Origin of the sequence: Mycobacterium sp. SMC-18 (genome assembly GCF_045310895.1) — a bacterium.
In the GTDB taxonomy this organism is placed as follows: domain Bacteria; phylum Actinomycetota; class Actinomycetes; order Mycobacteriales; family Mycobacteriaceae; genus Mycobacterium.
Map to the genome: position 1 here is coordinate 43,554 of NZ_JBJIAL010000014.1, position 20,696 is coordinate 64,249.

At 68.1% G+C, this 20,696-nt stretch carries 20 protein-coding genes and 1 tRNA gene; 9 read left to right on the forward strand and 12 right to left on the reverse strand.

The window, feature by feature from the left end; genetic code table 11:
- Position 1: 1 nt before the first annotated feature.
- Positions 2-1,399: a threonine/serine exporter ThrE family protein gene (locus tag ACJH6J_RS14635; RefSeq protein WP_406804128.1), complete on the reverse strand. Its 1,398-nt coding sequence runs from the start codon at positions 1,397-1,399 to the stop codon at positions 2-4.
- A 134-nt stretch (positions 1,400-1,533) separates the two neighbouring features.
- Here ACJH6J_RS14635 and ACJH6J_RS14640 point away from each other — a divergent pair, with 134 nt between their 5' ends.
- From ACJH6J_RS14640 to ACJH6J_RS14650, 3 genes are all read left to right on the forward strand, one after another.
- Positions 1,534-1,677 carry a hypothetical protein gene (locus ACJH6J_RS14640; RefSeq protein ID WP_212808174.1) on the forward strand — a complete coding sequence of 48 codons (144 nt, stop codon included), beginning with the start codon at positions 1,534-1,536 and terminating at the stop codon, positions 1,675-1,677.
- 76 nt (positions 1,678-1,753) lie between these two features.
- Complete coding sequence (locus ACJH6J_RS14645; protein ID WP_406804129.1) at positions 1,754-2,980, forward strand: AAA family ATPase; 1,227 nt, start codon at positions 1,754-1,756, stop codon at positions 2,978-2,980.
- A complete protein-coding gene (locus ACJH6J_RS14650) occupies positions 2,977-3,999 on the forward strand; it encodes a hypothetical protein (protein WP_406804130.1) in 1,023 nt (340 codons plus the stop codon). The genes ACJH6J_RS14645 and ACJH6J_RS14650 overlap by 4 nt, the downstream gene beginning before the upstream one ends.
- A gap of 28 nt (positions 4,000-4,027) precedes the next feature.
- On the opposite strand, the gene ACJH6J_RS14655 is transcribed toward ACJH6J_RS14650, so the two are convergent.
- The 3 genes from ACJH6J_RS14655 to ACJH6J_RS14665 form a co-directional block, all read right to left on the reverse strand.
- Complete coding sequence (locus ACJH6J_RS14655; protein WP_406804131.1) at positions 4,028-4,432, reverse strand: HNH endonuclease; 405 nt, start codon at positions 4,430-4,432, stop codon at positions 4,028-4,030.
- A 46-nt stretch (positions 4,433-4,478) separates the two neighbouring features.
- Positions 4,479-4,550, reverse strand: a tRNA-Thr gene (locus tag ACJH6J_RS14660).
- Positions 4,551-4,598: 48 nt separating this feature from the next.
- Entirely contained in the window at positions 4,599-5,903 is a 1,305-nt protein-coding gene (locus ACJH6J_RS14665; protein WP_406804132.1) for a hypothetical protein, read from the reverse strand.
- 132 nt (positions 5,904-6,035) lie between these two features.
- On the opposite strand from ACJH6J_RS14665, the gene ACJH6J_RS14670 reads away from it, so the two are divergent.
- Positions 6,036-6,755 carry a response regulator transcription factor gene (locus ACJH6J_RS14670; RefSeq protein WP_020098732.1) on the forward strand — a complete coding sequence of 240 codons (720 nt, stop codon included), beginning with the start codon at positions 6,036-6,038 and terminating at the stop codon, positions 6,753-6,755.
- A gap of 35 nt (positions 6,756-6,790) precedes the next feature.
- The gene (locus tag ACJH6J_RS14675; RefSeq protein WP_212808179.1) at positions 6,791-8,323 is read left to right on the forward strand and encodes a cell wall metabolism sensor histidine kinase WalK; all 1,533 of its coding nucleotides are present in this window, start codon (positions 6,791-6,793) and stop codon (positions 8,321-8,323) included.
- Here ACJH6J_RS14675 and ACJH6J_RS14680 read toward each other — a convergent pair.
- The 5 genes from ACJH6J_RS14680 to ACJH6J_RS14700 are packed head-to-tail and all read right to left on the reverse strand — an operon-like array spanning position 8,270 to position 12,586.
- Positions 8,270-8,674, reverse strand: coding sequence for an HIT family protein (locus tag ACJH6J_RS14680; RefSeq protein ID WP_212808180.1), 405 nt, complete (start codon positions 8,672-8,674; stop codon positions 8,270-8,272). The two genes, ACJH6J_RS14675 and ACJH6J_RS14680, sit on opposite strands and share 54 nt — an antisense overlap.
- Positions 8,675-8,683: 9 nt before the next feature.
- The gene (locus tag ACJH6J_RS14685; RefSeq protein WP_318984646.1) at positions 8,684-9,661 is read right to left on the reverse strand and encodes an enoyl-CoA hydratase/isomerase family protein; all 978 of its coding nucleotides are present in this window, start codon (positions 9,659-9,661) and stop codon (positions 8,684-8,686) included.
- Between the two features lie 9 nt (positions 9,662-9,670).
- Positions 9,671-11,032, reverse strand: coding sequence for a cytochrome P450 (locus ACJH6J_RS14690; protein ID WP_406804133.1), 1,362 nt, complete (start codon positions 11,030-11,032; stop codon positions 9,671-9,673).
- 15 nt (positions 11,033-11,047) lie between these two features.
- On the reverse strand, positions 11,048-11,962 hold the full coding sequence (locus tag ACJH6J_RS14695) for an SDR family NAD(P)-dependent oxidoreductase (protein ID WP_406804134.1): 915 nt from the start codon (positions 11,960-11,962) through the stop codon (positions 11,048-11,050).
- Positions 11,963-12,586: a PaaI family thioesterase gene (locus ACJH6J_RS14700; protein WP_406802502.1), complete on the reverse strand. Its 624-nt coding sequence runs from the start codon at positions 12,584-12,586 to the stop codon at positions 11,963-11,965.
- 461 nt (positions 12,587-13,047) lie between these two features.
- Here ACJH6J_RS14700 and ACJH6J_RS14705 point away from each other — a divergent pair, with 461 nt between their 5' ends.
- From ACJH6J_RS14705 to ACJH6J_RS14720, 4 genes are read left to right on the forward strand one after another with little or no spacing between them, the layout of a single operon-like run.
- Entirely contained in the window at positions 13,048-14,214 is a 1,167-nt protein-coding gene (locus ACJH6J_RS14705; RefSeq protein ID WP_318984642.1) for a thiolase family protein, read from the forward strand.
- On the forward strand, positions 14,211-16,448 hold the full coding sequence (locus tag ACJH6J_RS14710; protein ID WP_406804135.1) for an MMPL family transporter: 2,238 nt from the start codon (positions 14,211-14,213) through the stop codon (positions 16,446-16,448). The genes ACJH6J_RS14705 and ACJH6J_RS14710 overlap by 4 nt, the downstream gene beginning before the upstream one ends.
- Positions 16,448-17,422, forward strand: coding sequence for an SDR family NAD(P)-dependent oxidoreductase (locus tag ACJH6J_RS14715; protein WP_212813551.1), 975 nt, complete (start codon positions 16,448-16,450; stop codon positions 17,420-17,422). The genes ACJH6J_RS14710 and ACJH6J_RS14715 overlap by 1 nt, the downstream gene beginning before the upstream one ends.
- A complete protein-coding gene (locus ACJH6J_RS14720) occupies positions 17,422-18,420 on the forward strand; it encodes an NAD-dependent epimerase/dehydratase family protein (RefSeq protein ID WP_212813549.1) in 999 nt (332 codons plus the stop codon). The genes ACJH6J_RS14715 and ACJH6J_RS14720 overlap by 1 nt, the downstream gene beginning before the upstream one ends.
- Here the strand turns inward: ACJH6J_RS14720 and ACJH6J_RS14725 are convergent.
- The 3 genes from ACJH6J_RS14725 to ACJH6J_RS14735 form a co-directional block, all read right to left on the reverse strand.
- Entirely contained in the window at positions 18,408-18,830 is a 423-nt protein-coding gene (locus ACJH6J_RS14725; protein WP_244872688.1) for a nuclear transport factor 2 family protein, read from the reverse strand. The two genes, ACJH6J_RS14720 and ACJH6J_RS14725, sit on opposite strands and share 13 nt — an antisense overlap.
- A 71-nt stretch (positions 18,831-18,901) precedes the next feature.
- Positions 18,902-20,032: an NDMA-dependent alcohol dehydrogenase gene (locus ACJH6J_RS14730; RefSeq protein ID WP_064985444.1), complete on the reverse strand. Its 1,131-nt coding sequence runs from the start codon at positions 20,030-20,032 to the stop codon at positions 18,902-18,904.
- 93 nt (positions 20,033-20,125) lie between these two features.
- Positions 20,126-20,689 (reverse strand): nuclear transport factor 2 family protein, encoded by a 564-nt coding sequence (locus ACJH6J_RS14735; protein WP_053854654.1) that lies wholly within the window; start codon positions 20,687-20,689, stop codon positions 20,126-20,128.
- Positions 20,690-20,696 lie beyond the last annotated feature (7 nt).

The window sequence follows — 20,696 nt, forward strand, 5'->3', positions numbered from 1 at the left end:
CCTACGCTACGCGCGAGCCGAGCAGTCGGCGGGGAAGACGCGGACGCCGCATGGTGCGCGCCACCCATTCGCCGAGGGTCACCCCGGCGGCCAGCGTGCAACCGACCATGACGGCGGTGAACAGATTGGAGATGGCCGCCAGGGTCTGGCCGGCCATGATCTCGGACAGCCCGCGGTAGACGGCGAGACCGGGCACCAGCGGAGTGATGCCGGCGACGGCGACGATGATCGGCGGGACGACGGCGCGCCGCGCCAGCAGGCCGCCGGCCAGGCCGACGACGGTGGCGGCGACCGCGGAGGCCACGATCGGGCCGAGCCCCGCGTTCAGGATCGACCCGACCAGACCCGCGCCGACCGCGCCCGACGCGAACGAGGTGGTGAGCGCCTTCAGCGACGCGTAGCTGGCGAGCGCGAAGGCCGCTGACGCCAGGCCGCCGGTGAGCACCATGATCGGCAGCGGCGCATAGGGGAGCACCTCCTGCTGCATCGGCGGCAGGCTCGCGCCGAGGGTGCTGGTCAGTCGCAGCGCGATGCCCACGCCGCCGACCAGGCCTGCGGTGTAGACCATCACCTCGATGAACCGGCCGGCCGCTGTGACGGGCGCACCCGTGATGGCGTCCTGCACCGAACCGACGAGCGACAGCCCGGCCATGAGCACGATGATGCCGGACACGATGATGCGGTACGGCGCGACGACGGCGCTGTGCTCGATGGCCAGCTTGTAGATGAACGCGGCCGGGACCGTCGCCATGAAACCGCCCATGACCTGCTGGAAGAAGTAGGGCAGCCCGAGCTTGCCGAGAGAGACGTTGGTTCCGTAGATCGCGGCGGTGGTGACGAACGAGACGACGGCGAGCGTCGGGCTGCCGCCGAGCATGAGCGTCACCGCGGCTGCCATCAGCGCCCAACCCGACAGCGCGACCTTGCGTGAATACGGATGGTCGGCGGCGACAATGTGGTCCAAGGCCGCGCGGGCGGGCTTGAGGCCGAGGTGTCCGCGGCCGATCTGCCGCAGCAGCGTGTCCACCTGCTCGAGCCGGGTGTAGTCCAGCGAGCGGTACTTCACCGTGCGCATGTAGTTGGTCGGCGGCAGTCCCGGACCGCGGCGGGCCGAGACGTGGATGGCGTTGTAGGTGACGTCGACGGCGCAGTCCGGCAGCCCGTAGGTGGCGGCGACGAACGCGATCTGCTTACTGGTGTCGATGGCACCGGTACCGGAGTCCAGCAGCACCTCGCCGACGTTCATCGCCAGCTCGACCACTTCGGTGACGGCGCGCTCGTCGCTCAGGTCGACGGGCTGTGCCGGTGCGATGACGGGCAGTCCCGCGGTGTCGGCGGTGGACGGCCGGTCACCGAGAATTCGCCGCCGCGCGGAGGCGACGCGATCACGCAGTGTCACAACAGAATCGTAGGTCCCAGGTGTGAACCGCCAGCATTTGCGCGGTGCCGTGTGCCAGATCACGGCCGGGCGACGTTCGGTTGGCCGTCGGTCCGCCGACTACACCTTGCGAACGCGTTCAGAGGGGAGTCGGCGTGAGGGACTTTCGGCCGGGCGGCCGATGGTGGCGGCGGTCGGCCCGCTGGTGGCCGGTGGTGGTGGCGTTGTTGGTCACGGTCGCCCTCGCGATCGCCGGCGAGCATTGGTTGGCGGTCCTCGCCGGTCACCGGCTGAAGTGATGCCCGCCGCATCACCGGGCATGTGCAGGAACCGCCGACCTAGGATTGAGGTCAGCGTGGGGCGAGGGGGATGAAGGTGACCGACGATCCGGTGATCGCGCAGTTGTTGCAAGCGGTCGAGCAGAGTCCGGACGCACTGGCTCTGCGCCTGCACCTGGCAGGACTGCTGGCGGAACGGGGCCGGCACGCCGAGGCGTTGACGCACTGCGGTGCGGTGCTGGCCGCCGACCCGACCGACACCACGGCGCAGGGCTTGTTGCAGCAATGCACCGCGGCGCTTGCTGCCCCGGCACCACCGCCGGAATCTGTTGCACCGCAACCAAAGCCATCGTTCGACTGGGAAGCGGCGGAGGACCAGGTATCCGACATCATCAAGCCGGCGTTCGTCGACGAACCCGCTCAGGCAGTGGGTGAGGACGACTTCGAGGCGGTTACCCGCAGCGAAGTCCGGCTCGCCGACGTCGGTGGCATGGACGCTGTCAAGAAACAACTCGAGCTCTCGCTGCTCGGGCCGCTGCGCAACCCCGAGTTGATGAAGGCCTACAAGATGTCGGCGCGCGGCGGTCTGCTGCTCTACGGACCGCCCGGGTGCGGGAAGTCGTTCATCGCCAAGGCGGTGTCGGGCGAGTTGGGCGCGAACTTCTATCAGGTCGGCATCGCGGACGTGTTGCACCGATGGTTCGGTGAGAGCGAGCGCAGCATCCGCTCGGTCTTCGACACTGCGCGGCGCAACGCGCCCTGTGTGCTGTTCTTCGACGAGGTCGACGCACTGGGCCACCGCCGGTCCGCGTTGAGCGGTACGTCCGGCATCCGGACCATCGTCAACACGCTTCTGGAGGAACTGGATTCGGCATCGGCCAGCAACGACGGTGTGTACATCCTGGGCGCCACCAACGCGCCGTGGGATGTCGATGCGGCGCTGCGCCGACCGGGACGTTTCGACCGGATGGTCTTCGTCGGTCTGCCTGACACCGAGGCCCGGGCCAGCATCGGGCGGCTGCATCTGCAGGATCGCCCGATCGAGGGAATCGACCTGTCCGCATTGGCGGCCCGGACGGCAGGATTCTCCGGCGCGGATCTGGCTCATGTCTGTGACACCGCAACGCAATTGGCGATGGCGGACTCGCTGCACACCGGCCAGGTGCGGCCGGTGCGGATGTCCGATGTGGAGGCGGCGCTGCGACAGGTCCGCCCGTCTACCGGTCCCTGGTTCGATACGGCCCGCAATGTCGTCGAATTCGGCAATCGGGACGGTACCTACGACGAGCTGGCGAAGTACCTGCGTCGCAACAAGATTCGGTGACCGCCGAAAGTGTCGAGGCCGCGCTGCAGCGGGCGCGGCTGTACCTCGACGTCGACAACCATCAGCGCGCCCGCGAGGTGCTGGCCGCCGCGCTTTCGACGGCGCCGGATGACCCGGTGCTGTTGACCCTCGATGCCCAGGCCGCCGTCGGGCTCGGCGACTACATCGGTGCCGAGCGCCGGCTCTATGCGGCACTGAAATCAACCCCTGATGACGAGCACGCGCTTCGCTTGTACGCGTTGGCACTTCGAGGGCAGGGCCGACTCAACGAGGCGAAGTGGATGGCATGGCGGGCCGTCTGCGTCGATCCGAACGGGTACCGGACCCACCTGGTGTACGCCCAGATCCTGTCGGACGAAGGCTGGCTGGATGCCGCACTGGCCGAGGCCACCGAGGCGATCCGGCTGGAACCCTCAGATCCTTCGCTGTTTGTCCTACGAGGGAACATCTTTCGGAAGATGTCGCGAACCGCCGAGTCCGATGCGGAATACACTGCCGCGCTGCAGCTGCAACCCGATCACGCGGTAGCGACACACAACCTGGCGGTCAACCGGATGTCGCGGGGCCGGCTGTTGGGTGCGCTGCGGGGTTTCCTCGGCGCCGGCACGCTGGACCCGGCCCTCGGCGGTTTGGCGCGCAGCAACATCGCACTCGCGATGGCCCGGTGGCTGCGGTGGTGCACTGCCGGAGTGTTGTTCCTCCTGTGGCTGCTGCTCGTCACAGCAGCTCCGGGTAACACGCTGGGTATGGGACCACGGATCGGTATCGCTGTGGCGACTGTCGGTCTCGGCGCCGCGCTGGGAAAGCTCGTTGTCACCGTCGGGCGCCGGACCTTGGCCTCGGCGCTGAAGAGCGGGCCACTGCTGGCGGTGCGCCTTGTCGTCGTCGTTGTCGCGGTGATCTTGGGAGCTCTCACCGTCGTCAGCCCCCACCAGTTGGAGGTGGTGCAGATCGGTGCGCCGATGCTGCTCATCATGACCCTCGTGCTGGCCTGGGTAGGTCGCTTCACGCGGCAGTAGGCAGGTACGAGGGTCGCGTCGTTTTGCGTTAGTACGACTGGCCGTTGGCGTACCGCTCGCGCCGGAAGTGGCGGCCGTTGCCGCGGTTGCGGCTCTTGTACGTCGGCAACTGGGAGTCGCAGTTCGGGCAGATCAGCCGCAGGTTCTCGCGACGGTTGTTCGTCGGGTCGCCGTCGATGTGGTCCAGGACCAACGCCAGCGGCAGGTCCTGCCAGGTTGTGTCTCCACCGCAGATCGCGCAGCAGCCGGATTGAGCGCCGAGAAGATAATCCCGGATGTAATGACCTTGATGGCTGTCGATTCGCCCGACGCCCGTTTCAAGCCAACGTTTCGTGCTGGCGTCGCTGCGGGCCAATGCCTGGCATGCGTTACTGCAGTAGATCTTCTGACTGCGCCTCACGAGTGGAGTGCCACAACCACGGCATGACCTCATGCGCGGACACTACGACGGGCCACCGACAAGCGGCTACGGCTATCTGAGCCCCCTGTCAGGATTGAACTGACGACCTTCTGTTTACAAGACAGATGCTCTACCACTGAGCTAAGGAGGCATGCGGTTCGAGCATGCCCGAACCGCCCAGAATCCTAACCCGTCAGCGTCACTGGCTGGATCCCGGCTGGTCCTGCCCATTCTGTTCGACGGCTTGCCGCGCGGCCGCGGCCTTGGCGGCGCGCTTGCCGCGTTGGCGGCTCAGTGGGATGCGCCCGGCGATGTTGCTCAGCGGATTCACCGCGTCGTTGAGCACCAGCACCGCGTCGTACAGCTTGTCGACGGTCGGAGCCAGCCCGGCGAGTACGGGGGCCAGCTGGTTGAGGTTGTCGACGACGTCGTTCAACTTCATCAGGGCACCGTCGGGTGCGGTGAGGACGTCGATCGCGCCGCCCTCGTCGAGCAGCCGTTCGGCGATACCGCCCTCGCTGAGCAGGCGGTCCACGAGGCCGCCGTCGGAGAGCATCTTGTCGACGGGCCCGCCGTCGCCGAGGAGGCGGTCGGCGATGCCGTCGGCGCGCAGCACGCGGTCGACGACGCCGTTGTCGGCCAACAGGCGATCGGCGATGCCACCTTCGCCGACCAACCGATCGGCGATGCCCTCCGGCCGCAGGACGCGGTCCACGATGCCGCCGTCGGCGAGCACCTGGTCCACGACGCCGCCTTCGGCGAGCCCACGGTCGGCCACCCCACCCGGGGCGAGCACCCTGTCGAGGATGCCGTCGGTGGACAACACGCGGTCGACGACGCCGCCGTCGGCGAGGACGCGGTCGGCCGGCCCACCCGGTTCGAGCAGCCGGTCGACGATGCCGCCCGAACTCAGCAGCCGGTCCACCACACCGCCGTCGGCGAGGACGCGGTCGGCCGGTCCGTCCTTGGCGATCAGGCGGGCGGCGATGCCGTCCTCACTGAGCACCCGGTCCACGACACCGTCGGGGGCGAGCACCTGTTCGGCGAAGCCGCCCGGGGCGAGCACGCGGGACAACGCGCCGTCGTCGGACGTCAACTGGTCGAGCAGGCCGCCGTCGAGCGTCAGCCGGTCGATGACGCCGCCGGGTGCCAAAGCCCGTGTCACGGCGCCGCCCTCGGCGGTCAGGCGGTCGAGGAGGCCGCCGTCCTGGCTGATCTGATCGACCAGGCCGCCTGGGCGGAGCAACCGGTCGAGGACGCCGCCCGGGGCGAGCGCCCGGCCGAGCGGAGCGTCGTCGTCGATCAGTCGGGTGAGGCGGCCGGCCCGGCTCAGCGCGTCGTCGAAGCCGAAGATGCGGCTCATGGACGGGGCGACGATGGCCGGCCCGCCGCCGTTGAGGCCGCGCTGAACGGCGGTGACGGTGTCGCCGGCGATCTCGAGGCCGACGCTGGCGATCTTGATCGGCGCCGCGGCCAGGTCTGACAGGGCTTTACCCAGATCCATCGGCCAAGTGTATGGCGCCGGTCACATCTGATGTGCCCTGGTGCGGGAGGTCTGGCAAATGGCCGCGTGACTCACAGTATCTTCACAGCCACCAGGCAGGGAGGATTTAAGGCCTGCGAGGACCATGGCTGCATGGCCATGGCTGCAGTTCCTGAGGCGACCCCCGAAGCGCGGATCCTGGTAGTCGACGACGAGACGAACATCGTCGAGCTGCTGTCGGTCAGCCTGAAGTTCCAGGGCTTCGAGGTGCACTCCGCCTCCAATGGCCCCGCCGCACTCGACAAGGCCCGCGAGGTCAAACCCGACGCGGTGATCCTCGACGTCATGATGCCCGGCATGGACGGGTTCGGTGTGCTGCGCCGGATGCGCGCCGACGGCATCGATGCGCCCGCCCTCTTCCTCACCGCCCGCGACAGCCTGCAGGACAAGGTGGCCGGCCTGACGCTCGGCGGCGACGACTACGTCACCAAGCCGTTCAGCCTCGAAGAGGTGGTGGCCCGGTTGCGGGTGATCCTGCGCCGCACCGGCCGTGGTGTCGAAGAGCCGCGCAGTGCCCGGCTGACGTTCGCCGACATCGAGCTCGACGAGGACACCCACGAGGTGTGGAAGGCCGGCGAACCGGTTTCGCTGTCGCCCACCGAGTTCACGCTGCTGCGCTACTTCATCATCAACGCGGGCACGGTGCTGTCGAAGCCGAAGATCCTCGACCACGTGTGGCGCTACGACTTCGGTGGTGACGTGAACGTCGTCGAGTCCTATGTGTCGTACCTGCGCCGCAAGATCGACACCGGCGAGAAGCGCCTGCTGCACACCCTGCGGGGTGTGGGCTACGTCCTGCGCGAGCCGCGCTGAGACACTTTTGGGCGGGCATCGCCAACAATGGAGTGATGACACGCCGACTGGGCGAGCGCAGTGATGGGAGATGGCGCGGTACGCGCGGCATTCCGCTGCGGGTGGGGCTGGTCGCCGCGATGGTGTTGCTGGCGGCCTGTGGTCTGCTGGCCTCCGGCCTCGCCGTCACCTCGATCATGCAGCACAGCCTGATCAACCGCGTCGACGAGACGCTGCTGGATGCCTCGCGCAGCTGGGCACAGGAACCGCGGCGCATCCCGGCCACGCCCATCGAAGGCCCGAACCCGGCGCGGCCGCCGTCGAACTTCTATGTCCGCGGCATCGACCCGGACGGGCGGGTGTGGATCGCCGTCAACGACAACGACGCGCAACCGGCGCTGCCGGACAGCAATGACGTCGGGCCCGTCCCGACGACGGTCGGCTCGATCCACCACTCCGACGTGAAATGGCGGGCCATGACGGTGCGCGGCCCGGCCGGGGAGTTGACGACGGTCGCGATCGACCTCTCCGACGTGGCGTCGACAGTGCGGGCACTGGCGTGGTCTCAGGTCGGCATCGGTGCCGCCGTGCTGTTGATCCTGGGTATCGCCGGGTACGTCGCGGTGCACCGCAGTCTGCGACCCCTCGTCGAGGTGGAGCGGACAGCGGCCGACATCGCGGCGGGGCAGCTCGACCGCCGTGTTCCCGAGCGCGACTCACGCACCGAGGTCGGGCGATTGTCGTTGGCGCTCAACGGAATGCTCGCGCAGATTCAGAACGCGGTGGCGTCGTCGGAGCAATCGGCGGAGACCGCGCGCACGTCCGAGGAACGGATGCGGCGTTTCATCACCGACGCCAGCCACGAGCTGCGGACGCCGCTGACCACCATCCGCGGATTCGCCGAGCTGTACCGGCAGGGCGCCGCCAGCGACGTCGAGATGCTGATGAGCCGCATCGAGAGCGAGGCCCGGCGCATGGGTCTGCTGGTCGAGGATCTGCTGCTCCTCGCGCGGCTGGACCAACAGCGGCCACTGGAGCAGCGGCCCGTCGACCTGCTGATCCTGGCGACCGACGCGGTGCACGACGCGCGGTCCATCGCACCGCGGCGGGCCGTGTCGCTGGAGTTGTTGGACGGGCCCGGCACGCCGGAGGTCCTCGGCGACGAAGCGCGGCTGCGCCAGGTGCTGGGCAACCTGATGATGAACGCCGTACAGCACACGCCGGAGACCGGCGGCATCACGGTGCGCGTCGGCACCGTCGACGGCGACGCGGTGCTCGAGGTCTGCGATCAGGGCCCTGGCCTGTCGGCCGAGGACGCCCACCGCATCTTCGAACGCTTCTACCGCACCGACTCCTCACGGACCCGGACCAGCGGCGGCACGGGCCTGGGACTGTCGATCGTCGACTCGCTGGTGCGGGCGCACGGCGGCGTCGTCACGGTGACCACCGCGCCGGGCCAGGGCTGCCGATTCACGGTGCGCCTGCCACGTATCGGCGATGCGGCCGACTCAGCCGACGGCGCCGAATCAGCCGAATCAGCCGACGGTGGCGAGGGCAGCGATGATCTTGGCCTGAGCCTCGTCGAGTGATTCCGGCGACGGGTTGCGGTCGACGTTGGCGAACCCGAAGTCGGACAGGTTGCGGGCCGGGAACACGTGCACGTGCAGGTGCGGCACCTCGAGTCCGGCGATGATGACGCCGGCGCGCTCGGTGTCGAAGGCCGAGCACACGGCGCGGCCGATCTTCTGCGACACCGCCATCACCTTGTTGAACAGTTCGGGGTCCAGGTCCTGCCAGTTGTCCACCTCGGCCCGGGGCACGACCAGGGTGTGGCCCTGCGTCATGGGCTCGATGGTCAGGAACGCGACGACGTCGTCGTCCTCGTAGACGAATCGGCCCGGCAGGTCGCGGTTGATGATCATGGTGAAGACGGACGGCATGGCCCCAGCCTATTGCGCGACGCGGGTGCCCGACAGCCAGGGCTCGATGTCCCTGGCGAAGGGACTGTCGCCGATGGCTTCGTAGTCCTGCTGAAAAGCGTCCGCCGTCAAGTGCTTTCGCGGATTTCGGCCGGTTCCGACGAATCCCGCGAGCTCGAAGTCGAGGGCGCCGGACAATGACCTGTTGCCGCCGAAGTAGACGGCGCGTTTGACGGCCGCGATGGCGTAGGGCGAGCGGCGGGACAGGCGCTGCGCGGTGGCATAGACGTCGTCGAGCAATCCCTCGGCAGGGGCGAGTCGGTGCACGATGCCCGCGTCGAGTGCCTCACGCGCGGTCAGCGGGCGGCCTTCCAGCATGTGCTCCAGCGCGGCGGACATCCCGAGCATGGCCGGAAGTCGTTGGCTCCCACCGCCTCCCGGCACGAGGCCGGCCAGAATCTCGATCAGCCCGATACGGACCTGGTCGGCGTCGGCCGCGATGCGCAGGTCGCAGAACAGCGCGAGTTCGAACCCACCGCCGAGGGCGGTGCCGTTGATGGCCGCGATATAGACGACGCCCGACCGGTTCATCCGGGTGATGGTCCGCTTGAGGATGGCGCTGTAGACGATGCCGGTGCCCCAGTCGCCGCCACGGGTCTCGGTGGCCTTGAGCAGGGCGGGCACCCGCATGGCGGCATTGTTCAGCTTGATGGACCAGGTCACCGCGCGCGACGGCAGTGGCGGCGTCGCCATCTGGAAGAACAGTTGGACCTGTTCGGGTTCGGAGTGCGAGATGAACTTGTCACCGGTGCCGGTCAGGACGACGGCGCCGACCGACGGGTCCTGATCTGCGGCGCGCGTGAGCCGGTCCATGTCCTTGACCAGCCGCAGTGACAGGAAATGGTTCGGCGGGTCGTCGAACCGCGCGGTGAGGACGCGGCCGTCCTGGTGCAGCGTCAGGGTTTCCAGGTTGAGTTCGGCGGTGCGTACCGGGGCTCGTCGTGGCACGGCGTCTTCCTAGGAGTTCACGGTCTGGACCAGGGCGGGGATGGGCCCGTCCGGCACGATGGTGAGCGGCGCGGTGATGGGGAACGTCGCTTCGCGCGACGTCAGCCGGCAGTGCCGGACGATCGACGCGAGCTCCAGGGTCGCCGCGGTCAGGGCGAAGAACTCGCCGATGCACGACCGCGGACCACCGCCGAACGGCAGGAACTGCCACTGCATGCGCGAACGGCCGCCGCTGAACCGGTCGGGATCGAATTCCAATGGGCGGTCCCATAATTGCGGGTCACGATGCATGGCGTAGACGCCGACCATGAGCATGCTGCCGGCCTCGACGCGGAAGCTGTCGACGGCCATGTCCTGCCGCGCGATGCGCATCACCGCGGGCGTCGGCCCGCCCAGCCGCAGGGCCTCCTGGATGACGCTGACGGTGTAGGGCAGGTGGCTGCGCGGATTTGTCCGCAGCGCCGTCTCGTCGACCGCGGCGACCTCGGCCGCGACCCGATCGGAGATCTCAGGATGACGGCCGAGTGCCCACAGGGCGTAGGCGAGCGTCGTCGCGGTGGTCTCCAGTCCGGAGGCCAGGAAGATGACGAGCTCGTGGCAGATTTCCTCGTCGGTCAACGGTTCCGCGGTCTCGGGGTCGCGGGCCTCCATCATGGCGCGGACCAGGGGCGCGCTCAGCTGCGGATCGGCGCGGCAGTCCTGCAGGATCTGCGCGGCGAGGTCGTGCGCCACCTTGTTGAACCTGACCGCGAAGCGTCGTTCCCGGGTCGGGACCCAGCTCGGCAGCTTCACCGGCGCGCGGCCCCGGTCGGCGATGTACTTGCTGATCCGGCGCAGCGGATCGACCAATTCGTCTGTGTACGAACCTGGTTCGAACCCCATGATGGTGCGGCCGAGCACTCGCATGGTGATCCGCCGGCTCTCCTGGTCGAGGTCGATCTCGGACCCGTCACGCCACGAGGTCGCGGCGTCGGTGGCGATGTCGTACATCTGCTCGTTGAGTTCGGCGATGCGCGCGGTGGTGAACACCGGTTGCAGCATGCGGCGCCGCCCGACCCATTCCTTGTGGCTGAAGTTCAGCAGCGAGCCGCCATTGAGCTTCTGCTGTTCGGTCATGAACGGGAAGTCACGGTCGACGGCCGGGTACGTGGCGGTCAGGACGTCGCGGGCACCCTGCGGCGAGGTGACGGCGATGATCGGCGGCATCATCCACTTCGGCGCGATGCGCACGGTGGTGACCGGGCCGCCGGCGTCGCGGAACGTCTCACATCCACTGTGCGCCACCTGGATCGCGGCGATGCGCTCGCGCAGACTCAAAGGTACGTCGGGGGCGAGGGGCAGCCGGGCGACGTCCGGTGCGTCGGTTGACACGGTCGGCTCCTGTCGTCAGATGTCGTACCGGACACCGGTGTGGTGTTCGGCGGCAACCCAATTCGCGGTCATCAGGGCCGGGTCGGTGGCGGCGCGTCCGGCCTTGGCCGGCGCCGGTAGTCCGCGCATCCCGAAGAACCGGTCGGGTCCGTAGTAGCCGCCACCGTCAACGTCGTCCGCGGCGGCGGCGTAGGTGATCGAGAGGGCCGCGACGTCGGCCGGCTGGCCGATGGCGCGGCACGAGGCGCGCCACGAGAGGTCGCCCCACTTGCGGCCCGAGTGCATGCCGGCGTCGGTGTCGGCCCAACCGGGTTGTGCGGATACCGATTTCACCGTGCTGCCGGCGGCTGTCAGGCGGCGTTGCAATTCATTGGCGAACAGCAGGTTGGCGAGCTTGGCCTGGCAGTACCCGTCGAACGCGGAGTAGCGGCGGATACGCCAGCCCGGATCGGCGGGCATGAGCTTGCCGAATCCCGGCCGCCCGACGAACTCGTGCGCGCGGCTGGTGACCACCACGACGCGATCGGTGATCCGGTCCAGGAGCCGGCCGACCAACGCGAAATGCCCGAGATGGTTGATACCGGTGTGCAATTCGAAACCGTCGGCGGTCAGGCCGTAGGGCACGTGACAGACGCCGGCCAGCGCGATGACGGCGTCGACGGGGCCGCAGGATGCCGCCGCGGACTTGACGGAGTCCAGGCTGGCCAAGTCGAGGTTCAGAGTCTCTGCGGCAGAACCGATTTCGGCGGCCAATGCCTCGGCCTGTGCGGGACGGCGGCACGCCAGGATGACCCGGGCGCCGGCGGCCGCCAGGTGTCGCGCGGTGGCGGCACCGAGGCCGCCGTTGGCGCCGGTGATCAGGATCGTGCGGCCGGTCTGGTCAGGAATGTGGGCGCTGAGCCAGTCTTCGGCGCCGGTCGACCGCGCCATCTAGCCGCGGGCCCACTTGGGCTGGATGAAGACCCCTTCGGCTTCGATGGTGACGCCCTGGTCGTCGGCGATGTGGGCGACCCCGTAGGCCTTGAAGCCCTCGGTGCGCACGATGCGGGCCTCGGCCCGCAGCTTGCCCAGCGGGGTGGGTCGCACGTACTTCACGTTGATGGTGCCGGTGAACCGGGTGGTGCCGTCGTTCGACGCCACCTCACCGAGCACGTGGTCGAGGATCATGGCGCAGACGCCGCCGTGCGCGTGGTTGGGCGGGCCCTCGTAGGCGGCGCCGAGAGAGAACTCGGACCAGACGTAGTCGGTGGCCTCGAGGACGACCGTCAGCGGCGGCGCGACCGGGTTCCGCAGGCCCACAACGGCATTGGTCCACGGCAGCCATTCGCCTTCGGTGGTGAAGCGCAGGCCCCACGTCTTCTCCAGTTGCTTGGAGCGCAAACGCGCGGTGGCCGAATCGATTTCGGCTTTCGCGGCCGCGATGACGTCGGCATCGGCGTCGCTGCGCGCAGTCGCGTCCATCAGTTCGCGGACCGACTGGGTCAGCGGCTCGAATACGGAACGGAGGCGCTGCGCTTCCTCCGGGCTGAGGGTGTCGGTGCTGAAGTCGAGCATGTCGCTACTAGAACATGTTCTACCGGATGCTGTCGAGCCCAGAGTTTGCTGCAGGACCGACCGCTGGTTTGCCACGGCGACGGGCTCCACTGAATTGACTGCGCGGTCAACGGGCCGATTCATGGCGCCGGCGGGTGGCGTTCGAAACGGTGTTATCGGTTGTGCGCCAACGCTGTTCCGACTGTGACCGGGGTTACACCGACCCATGCCATATGCAAATATTGAAACAAGTTCTAACTAGTTCGCTAAATTCATAATTAACGCTCTTGACGTGGATATTTACGCTTCTGGAATATAGACCGCGTCCGATTCGCGTGCTACAAACTATTGCCGTTAGTCGCTGGCATCAGCACAACGAAGAACAGCCATGCCGTTATGTCCGCGCGCACACGACAGTTCTGGGCAGTCCGCGGATTGCGCGGTGCCGTACGCGGACGTCGTTGCCGAGGAGGGCAAGAACCTTGACCAATCCCGTAGTCGTTGCGTATGCGCGAACCCCGTTCACGCGTTCGCTGGTAGGTGGACTGGCCAACGTTTCCGAGTTCGACCTCGCCAGCACCGTGATCCGCGAGGTCATCAACCGCTCGGGTGTCGACCCCGAACTGATCGACAACATCGTGCTCGGTGAGGTGTTGCAGGGCGGCGGATGTATCGCCCGCTACTCGGCCCTCGACATGGGACTGCCGCTGGACACTCCCGCCGTCGCGGTCGGCGGCTGGTGTGCGTCGGGCATGATGGCGATGCACCAGGCGGTCGCGACCATCAAGGCGGGCATGGGCAACTGCGTCATCGCCGGTGGCCTGAACACGCCCTCGGCGTCGCCGCTGGCCGGTCCGCACTTCGCGGCCACCGGGATCACCGACACCCAGATCGCCCCGATGCATCCCGGCATCGGCGAGATGCCCGCGCTCGACCTGGCCCGCACGCTCGGCGAAGGCACCGCGCGGCAGTACGGCCTGACGCGGCAGGAGGTCGACGAGTGGTCCGCGCGGGCGCACACGCTGGCCTCGGACGCCATCGAGGGCGGTGTCCTGGACACCGAGAAGGTCGCGGTAAGCGTCGACGGCACAGAAGTTTTCGCCGACGAGCTGCCGTGCCGCGAATTCAACATGACCAATCTGTCGGCACTGACGTCGTTCCTCGGCGAGGACTGCACGGTGACGCCCGGCAACCAGACGGGCCTGACCGATGGCGCCGCCGCGATGATGATCTGCGACCCTGACTTCGCGAGCCGCCACGGCCTCACCCCGCTTGCCGAGATCATCGGCTGGTCCGTCGTCGGTTCGGAGCCCGAGCGCGCCACCGATGCGGCGATCACCGCCACCCGGCGTGCCCTGGACGGCGCCGGCATCGACACCGAAGCCGTCGACCTGTACGACGTCCACGACTCCTACGCCTCGATCGGCATCGCCTACGAGCGCTCGCTGAACATCAGTCGCGACCGGCTCAACGTGCACGGCGGCGGCCTGGCACTCGGCCACCCGTACGGCGCCTCCGGTACGCGCGTGGCCGGCACCTTGATCAACGAACTGCAGCGCCGCGGCGGCGGCATCGGCGCGGGCGCGATCGTCAGCGCGGGTGGCCTGGGTGCCGCCGTCGTGCTCAACGTCTTCCCGAAGGCTGCGTGACCCGGGCGATGCTCGATCTGATCTCGCGCGCGGTGATCGCCGCGCCCAAGCGAATTCTCGTCGCCACCGTCCTGCTGATGTCGGTCTTCGGCATCCTTTCCGCGCCCGTCGCGGATCTGCTCGGCGCCGGCGGCTTCACCGACCCCGACGCCCAGTCCAACCGCGCCAACAAGGTGCTCACCGAAGAGTTCCACCGCGGCTTCGTGAACCTGAATCTGTTGGTGCAGGCCAGAGACCCGGGGGTGCCGGTGACCGCTGCTCCTCAGCGGGCTGCGGTGGACCGGTTGGTCACCGAGTTGCGCGGCACCGAGCACGTCGCGCGGGTGCTGTCGCCGTTCGAGACGCCCGATCCGGTCGCGGCCGGCCTGGTGAGCAAGGACGGGCGTTCGGCCCTGGTCATCGCCTTCATGGACGGCAACGAGACCACCGGCATCGCGTCCTCCACCGCATTGGTGGAACGCTATGCCGGCCAACGCGATCCGGGCCTCACCATCTCGGCGGGCGGTCCCGGCGCGGTGTACTCCGCCGTCAACGAGCAGAGCCGGCACGACCTGACCCTCAGCGAGGCCATCGTGCTGCCGCTGACATTCCTGGTGCTGGTGTGGGTCTTCGGCGGCGTCGTCGCCGCCCTCGTGCCGCTCGCGGTCGGGGCCTTCGCGATCTCGGGCTCCGTTGCGATCCTTCGGGTTCTGGCCGAGTTCGTCGACGTCTCGGTGTTCGCGCTCAACCTCGCCGTGGCGCTCGGCCTGGCCCTGGCGATCGACTACTCACTGCTGTTGGTGAGCAGATACCGCGAAGAGATCGGCGACGGCTCCCACCCCGACGAGGCGTTGCGGCGCACCATGCGCACCGCGGGCCGCACGGTGGTGTTCTCGGCGGCCACGGTCGCGCTGTGCCTGGCGACCATGGCGGTCTTCCCGATGTACTTCCTGCGGTCGTTCGCGTACGGCGCGGTATCGGTGGTGGCCATGGCCGCACTCGCGGCGCTCGTCATCACGCCGGCCGCCATCCGCGTCGCCGGCAAGCGGATCGGCAAGCCGGGCCAGCGGGGACCGCTCACCGGATCACGGTGGTACACCTGGACGCACGCCGTGATGCGCCGTCCCAGGATCGCCGCCGCCGTCACCCTGATTCCGCTCGTGATCGTCGGGCTGCCGTTCCTCAACATCAAGTTCGGCTTCCCCGACGACCGCATCCTGCCGACCACATCGTCGGCCCGGCAGGTGGGCGACCACATGCGCAGCGACTTCACGCAGGACGCCGGGCTGCCGGTGCACATCGTGCTGTTGCACGGCAACGGGTCCCGTGACAACGCCGCCATCGACGCCTACGCCGCCGAGCTGTCCAAGGTGCCGACCGTGGTGGCCGCGGCCGGACCGGGTGCCACCTATGCCGGTGGCCGGGCGATCGGGCCCGCCGGGCACGAAGCCGGCACCGGGAAAGACGCCAGCTTCCTGACCGTCACCACCACGACGCTGCCGTTCAGCGCGGCGTCCGACGAAGCGCTGGACCGGCTGCACGCCGTGCCGCCACCGGCCGGCATGACGCCGCTGTTCACGGGAGCCGCGCAGTCGAACCGCGACGGCGTCGAGGCCATCGCGAGCCGGGTGCCGACCATGCTCGGGTTGATCGCCGTGGTGATGTTCGTCCTGCTGTTCCTGCTGAGCGGCAGTGTGATCATCCCGCTGAAAGCGTTGGTGCTCAACGCCTTGTCGCTCACTGCGACGTTCGGGGCGCTGGTGTGGATCTTCCAGGAGGGCCACCTCGGTGGGCTGGGCACCACAGTCGTGGGCACCCTGGTGTCGACCATGCCGGTGTTGATGTTCTGCGTGGCGTTCGGGCTGTCGATGGACTATGAGGTGTTCATCATCGCCCGCATCCGCGAATTCTGGCTTGCCTCGGACAAATCCGATGCGGCCGGCCGCGAATCGGTGGCTCTCGGCCTGGCCGGAACCGGCCGGATCGTCACTGCCGCGGCGCTCGTCATGGCGATCACATTCGCCGGATTGATCGCTTCGCAGGTGTCGTTCCTGCGCATCTTCGGGTTCGGGCTGGCGGTCGCGATCCTGGTGGACGCCATCGTGATCCGGACCATCCTGCTCCCGGCCGTCATGGTGCTGCTGGGCAAGGCCAACTGGTGGGCGCCCGCTCCGCTGGCGCGGCTGCATGCCCGCATCGGCCTGAATGAGGGGGCACCGTCCAGCAATTCGTCGGTTCCAGCGGAAGTCGGGTGATGAATCAGATGGAAACCCGCAGTCTGCTGCTGACGGGCGCCACCTCCGGGCTGGGGCTCGGACTGGCGAAACGGATCGTGGGAACGCCGGGCTGGCACTGCGTGCTGCCCGTCCGGAACGCCACGCGGGGCGAGGAACTCAAGGCGCTGCTCGGTGAGCGTGCCGCTGCCGGTACCACCCACATCGTGGTGTGCGACCAGGGTTCACAGGAAAGCGTGCGTCGCGCTGCCGAGGAGATCGCCCGTCTGGTGGCGGACGGCGTCATCCCGCCGCTCAGCACTGTCGTGCTCAACGCCGCGGTGCTGCGCAACGACGCCCGTGAACTCAGCTCCGACGGTATCGAATTGACCGTCGCCACCAATCTTTTCGGCCCGCACGCGTTGCTGGCGCGGATCAGTCCGCAGCTGGCCGCGGATGCCCGGATCATGATCGTCGGGTCCCCGACCATTCGCCAGACGCTGTTCCAGCGGCTGGCGCGGGTGAAGACCGCGGAATGGCAGCCGCTCGCCGAGCAGTGCCTGCCCAGCGATGACGGTGTCCAGGCCTACGCGCGCACCAAGCTCGGCCTGTTCTATCTGTCGCGCGCGGCGGGGCAGCTGGTGCCCGAAGGGATGTCCGCGGCGTACTTCGATCCGGGCGTGATGCCGGGCACGAACATCCTGCGGGAACGCGGCACGTTCAGCCAGGTGTACTGGCGCCGGGTGCTCCCGTACATCGCGTGGACGTTCGGCGGGGTCACCGTCGGCCGCGGTGCGCGGTCGATGTCTCCCTATGTGCTGCACCAGAAGTCGATGGGGGACAGCGGCTTCCTGTCGGTCAAATGGGGCAAGCGCGCACCCGCCGTCGACGCCGCGCGGGTGCACGAATACTTCGTCGAAGCCAACGACATCACCGGGATCGATGAGGCCGACGCCGCGCCGTGGTGGTCGCAACCGGACCGCCTGCTCGGCCGGCCGGTCGGGCCGCGCGCCTGATGGCACCGCGCAAGTCACTGGTGATGGGAGCCAGTGGCTTCCTCGGCTCGCACGTCACGCGCCAGCTGGTCGAGCGCGGCGACGACGTCCGGGTGCTGCTGCGGGAGACCAGCTCGACCCGCGGCATCGACGATCTCGACGTCGAGCGTTGCTACGGAGACATTTTCGACGACGACGCCGTGCGGGCCGCCATGTGCGATCGGGACGTCGTCTTCTACTGCGTCGTCGACGCCCGGGCCATGCTGCCGGACCCGGCGCCGTTGTTCCGGACCAACGTCGACGGACTGCGGCGGGTACTGGACATCGCGGTGGACGCCGATCTCGACAAGTTCGTGTTCGTCAGCACGATCTGCACCATCGCCGTCAGCGATGACGGCTCCGTCGTCACCGAGGACACGCCGTTCAACTGGGCCGACAAGGGTGGCGACTACGTCCGATCACGGCGTGCCGCAGAGCAACTCGTGCTGGATGCGGTGGCGCAGCGGGGGCTGCCGGCCGTCGCGATGTGTGTGTCGAACACCTATGGCCCGCGGGACTGGCAGCCGACGCCGCACGGCGAGATCGTGGCGCGTACCGCGGCCGGCCGGATGCGGTTCTATGCCGCTGATGCGGCCGCGGAAGTGGTCGGTATCGAGGACGCCGCCCGGGCGCTGCTGCTGGCTGCCGAGCACGGCCGCGTCGGTGAGCGCTACATCATCTCGGAGAGCTACCTGCCGCTGCGCACCATCCTCGAGACGGCGGCCGACGAAACCGGTGTGCGGCCACCACGATTCGGGGTGCCCAAGGCCGCGATGTACGCCGGTGCCTACGCCACGGAGCCGCTGCGCGCGGTGCGCCCGGGCAAGATTCCGCCGCTGGTCACCATCACGCGGCTACTGCACATGACGTCGCCGGCCGACAACAGCAAGGCGCGGCGGGAGCTGGGCTGGGAACCGGAGCCGACGGTGAACGCGATTCGCCGCGCGGCCCGGTTCTACGCCGACAATCAGTTGGTCTGATCGGCCGGCTGCTCGAACTTCATGGCCTCGAGGTTCCAGTACCCGCGCAGGTTGGTGATGAGCCCCTCGGCATTGACCTTGTAGGTGAACACGCCGCGGACGCTGGCCACGAAGCCGTTCGGAAATTCGGTGCGCAGCACCAGGATGTAGGCGATCTCGTCGGGCGAGCTCGACGGGAACGTCTCCTCGCACGTCACCGTCAGCTGGTTCGGGCCGATGTTGGTGTCGTAGAAGGCGGCCAGCGCCTCCTTGCCCTTCACTCCCGTGCCGTCGGGGTTGGTGACGGCCTCGCCGATCGGATCTTCGACGACGATGTCGTCGGCCATCAGGGCAAGCCAGCCCTCGCGGTCGTGGCTCTGCACGCACCGCCACGACGACTGCGAGGCGATGACAACAGGATTGTCGGACAAGGGTTTTCCTCCTACAGACAACGCCGAGTCGGCCTGGGACGTCCCCCCAGGCCGACTCAGCGAAAGTGGGTTCAGCGGTCGGCGTCGGTGTACCGGATGACGCCGCGGATGTTGCGGCCCTCCAGCATGTCCTGGTAGCCCTCGTTGATCTGCTCCAGCTTGTACTGGCGCGTGACCATGTCGTCGAGGTTGAGGCGGCCGGCCTTGTACATGGCCAGCAGCGACGGGATGTCGTGGTGCGGGTTGCCGCCGCCGAAGATGGTGCCCTGTAGGCGCTTCTGCATCAGCGTCAGCATCGACAGGTTGAGCTTCACGTCCAGGCTGGCCATGTTCGCGACCGCCGTCACCACGCAGGTGCCGCCCTTGCTGGTGATGTTGAGGTAGTTGTCGATGTCCTCACCGTGCAGCTCACCGACGGTGACGATGGTCTTGGTGGCCATGCGGCCTTCGGTGACCTCCGCGACGCCCGCCATGGCACTGTAGATGTCGGGGTAGGCGTGCGTGGCGCCGAACTTCAGGGCGTTGTCCCGTTTGAACTCAACGGGATCCACGACGAACACGTTGCGGGCACCGGCATTGAGCGCACCCTGGAGGGCACCCGTGCCGACGCCGCCGACGCCGACGATGCAGACGTCGTCACCGGGGCGGACGTCGCCGCTGCGGACCGCCGAGCCGTAGCCGGTGGTGACGCCGCAGCCGACCAGGCAGGCGACCTCGAAGGGGATGGTGGGGTCGATCTTCACGACGGAGCTCTTGTGCACCACCATGTACGGGCTGAAGGTGCCCAAGAGGGTCATCGGGATCACCGGCGTGCCGTCGGCGGCATGCACGCGGTTGGTGCCGTCGGACACCGCGGTGCCGGTCAACAGGTACATGCCCAGGTCGCACAGGTTGCGCATACCGGCCTGACACGACGGGCACTCGCCACACGACGGGATGAACGACAGCACGACGTGGTCGCCGACGGCGATGTGGTCCACACCGGGGCCGACCTCGACCACGATGCCGGCGCCTTCATGGCCGCCGAGCACCGGGAAACCGGCCATCGGGATGTCGCCGGTCACCAGGTGGTGGTCCGAGTGGCACATGCCCGAGGCTTCCATCTGGATCTTGACCTCGTCCTTGACGGGGTCACCGATCTCGATCTCCTCGATCGACCACGGCTGGTTGAACTCCCAGATGAGAGCACCTTTTGTCTTCACCGCACGTGCCTTCCACTAGAACCTGTTTCAGTTAGCGTAGAGGGAAAAGTTACGTTCGTCACACCCCACCCCCAATAACTGCTCGGCCGGTTTTCACCAGATCGGGACGGGAGCCTCGCCCAGGGGGTAGTAACCCGGCAGCTGCTCGCCGGCCAGGCTGCGCTGGATGCGCTGCTGCATGCCCTTCGACAGTTTTCCGGCCGTCATCAGGTCCAGGTAGAGCTTCTGCACGTGGCCGAAGTCGAAGAAATCGCGCTGCCAGGCGATCTTCGGTTCGCCGTCGACGTTCTCCAGCCGGAACCAGCTGCCGCCGATGCCGTAGATCTCGCGCGCGGGGGCCGAGGCGTCGTCCGGATCTGTCACGACCTGCTTCCAGAAGCCGACGACCTCACCCTGCTTGTCGTCGATCACCACGCGCTGGTACGGGTATTTCCAGCCTTCGAGGCCCTCCATCTCCAAACCCAGGGCGATGTCGCGGATTTCGGCCTTGCCGAGGCACATGACGTCCTCTTTGGGGCCGATGTTCCAGCCGTACGTGGCGTCGTCGGTGTAGAAGTCGGCCATCGGCTTCCAGTCGCCGGCCGCCTCGGCGTCACGGTTGACCTGCAGCCACCGCTCGACCCACTCTTCGAGTTGTTCGCGGGGGAATGACGTCATTGTCTTG

Bases quoted from the DNA above. Each gene is read 5' to 3' on its own strand.
- ACJH6J_RS14735 (WP_053854654.1), bottom strand. From the start codon at position 20,689: ATGACGTCATTCCCCCGCGAACAACTCGAAGAGTGGGTCGAGCGGTGG.
- ACJH6J_RS14670 (WP_020098732.1), top strand. From the start codon at position 6,036: ATGGCCATGGCTGCAGTTCCTGAGGCGACCCCCGAAGCGCGGATCCTG.
- ACJH6J_RS14720 (WP_212813549.1), top strand. From the start codon at position 17,422: ATGGCACCGCGCAAGTCACTGGTGATGGGAGCCAGTGGCTTCCTCGGC.
- ACJH6J_RS14675 (WP_212808179.1), top strand. From the start codon at position 6,791: ATGACACGCCGACTGGGCGAGCGCAGTGATGGGAGATGGCGCGGTACG.
- ACJH6J_RS14715 (WP_212813551.1), top strand. From the start codon at position 16,448: ATGAATCAGATGGAAACCCGCAGTCTGCTGCTGACGGGCGCCACCTCC.
- ACJH6J_RS14700 (WP_406802502.1), bottom strand. From the start codon at position 12,586: ATGCTCGACTTCAGCACCGACACCCTCAGCCCGGAGGAAGCGCAGCGC.
- ACJH6J_RS14680 (WP_212808180.1), bottom strand. From the start codon at position 8,674: ATGCCGTCCGTCTTCACCATGATCATCAACCGCGACCTGCCGGGCCGA.
- ACJH6J_RS14695 (WP_406804134.1), bottom strand. From the start codon at position 11,962: ATGGCGCGGTCGACCGGCGCCGAAGACTGGCTCAGCGCCCACATTCCT.
- ACJH6J_RS14665 (WP_406804132.1), bottom strand. From the start codon at position 5,903: ATGGATCTGGGTAAAGCCCTGTCAGACCTGGCCGCGGCGCCGATCAAG.
- ACJH6J_RS14655 (WP_406804131.1), bottom strand. From the start codon at position 4,432: ATGAGGTCATGCCGTGGTTGTGGCACTCCACTCGTGAGGCGCAGTCAG.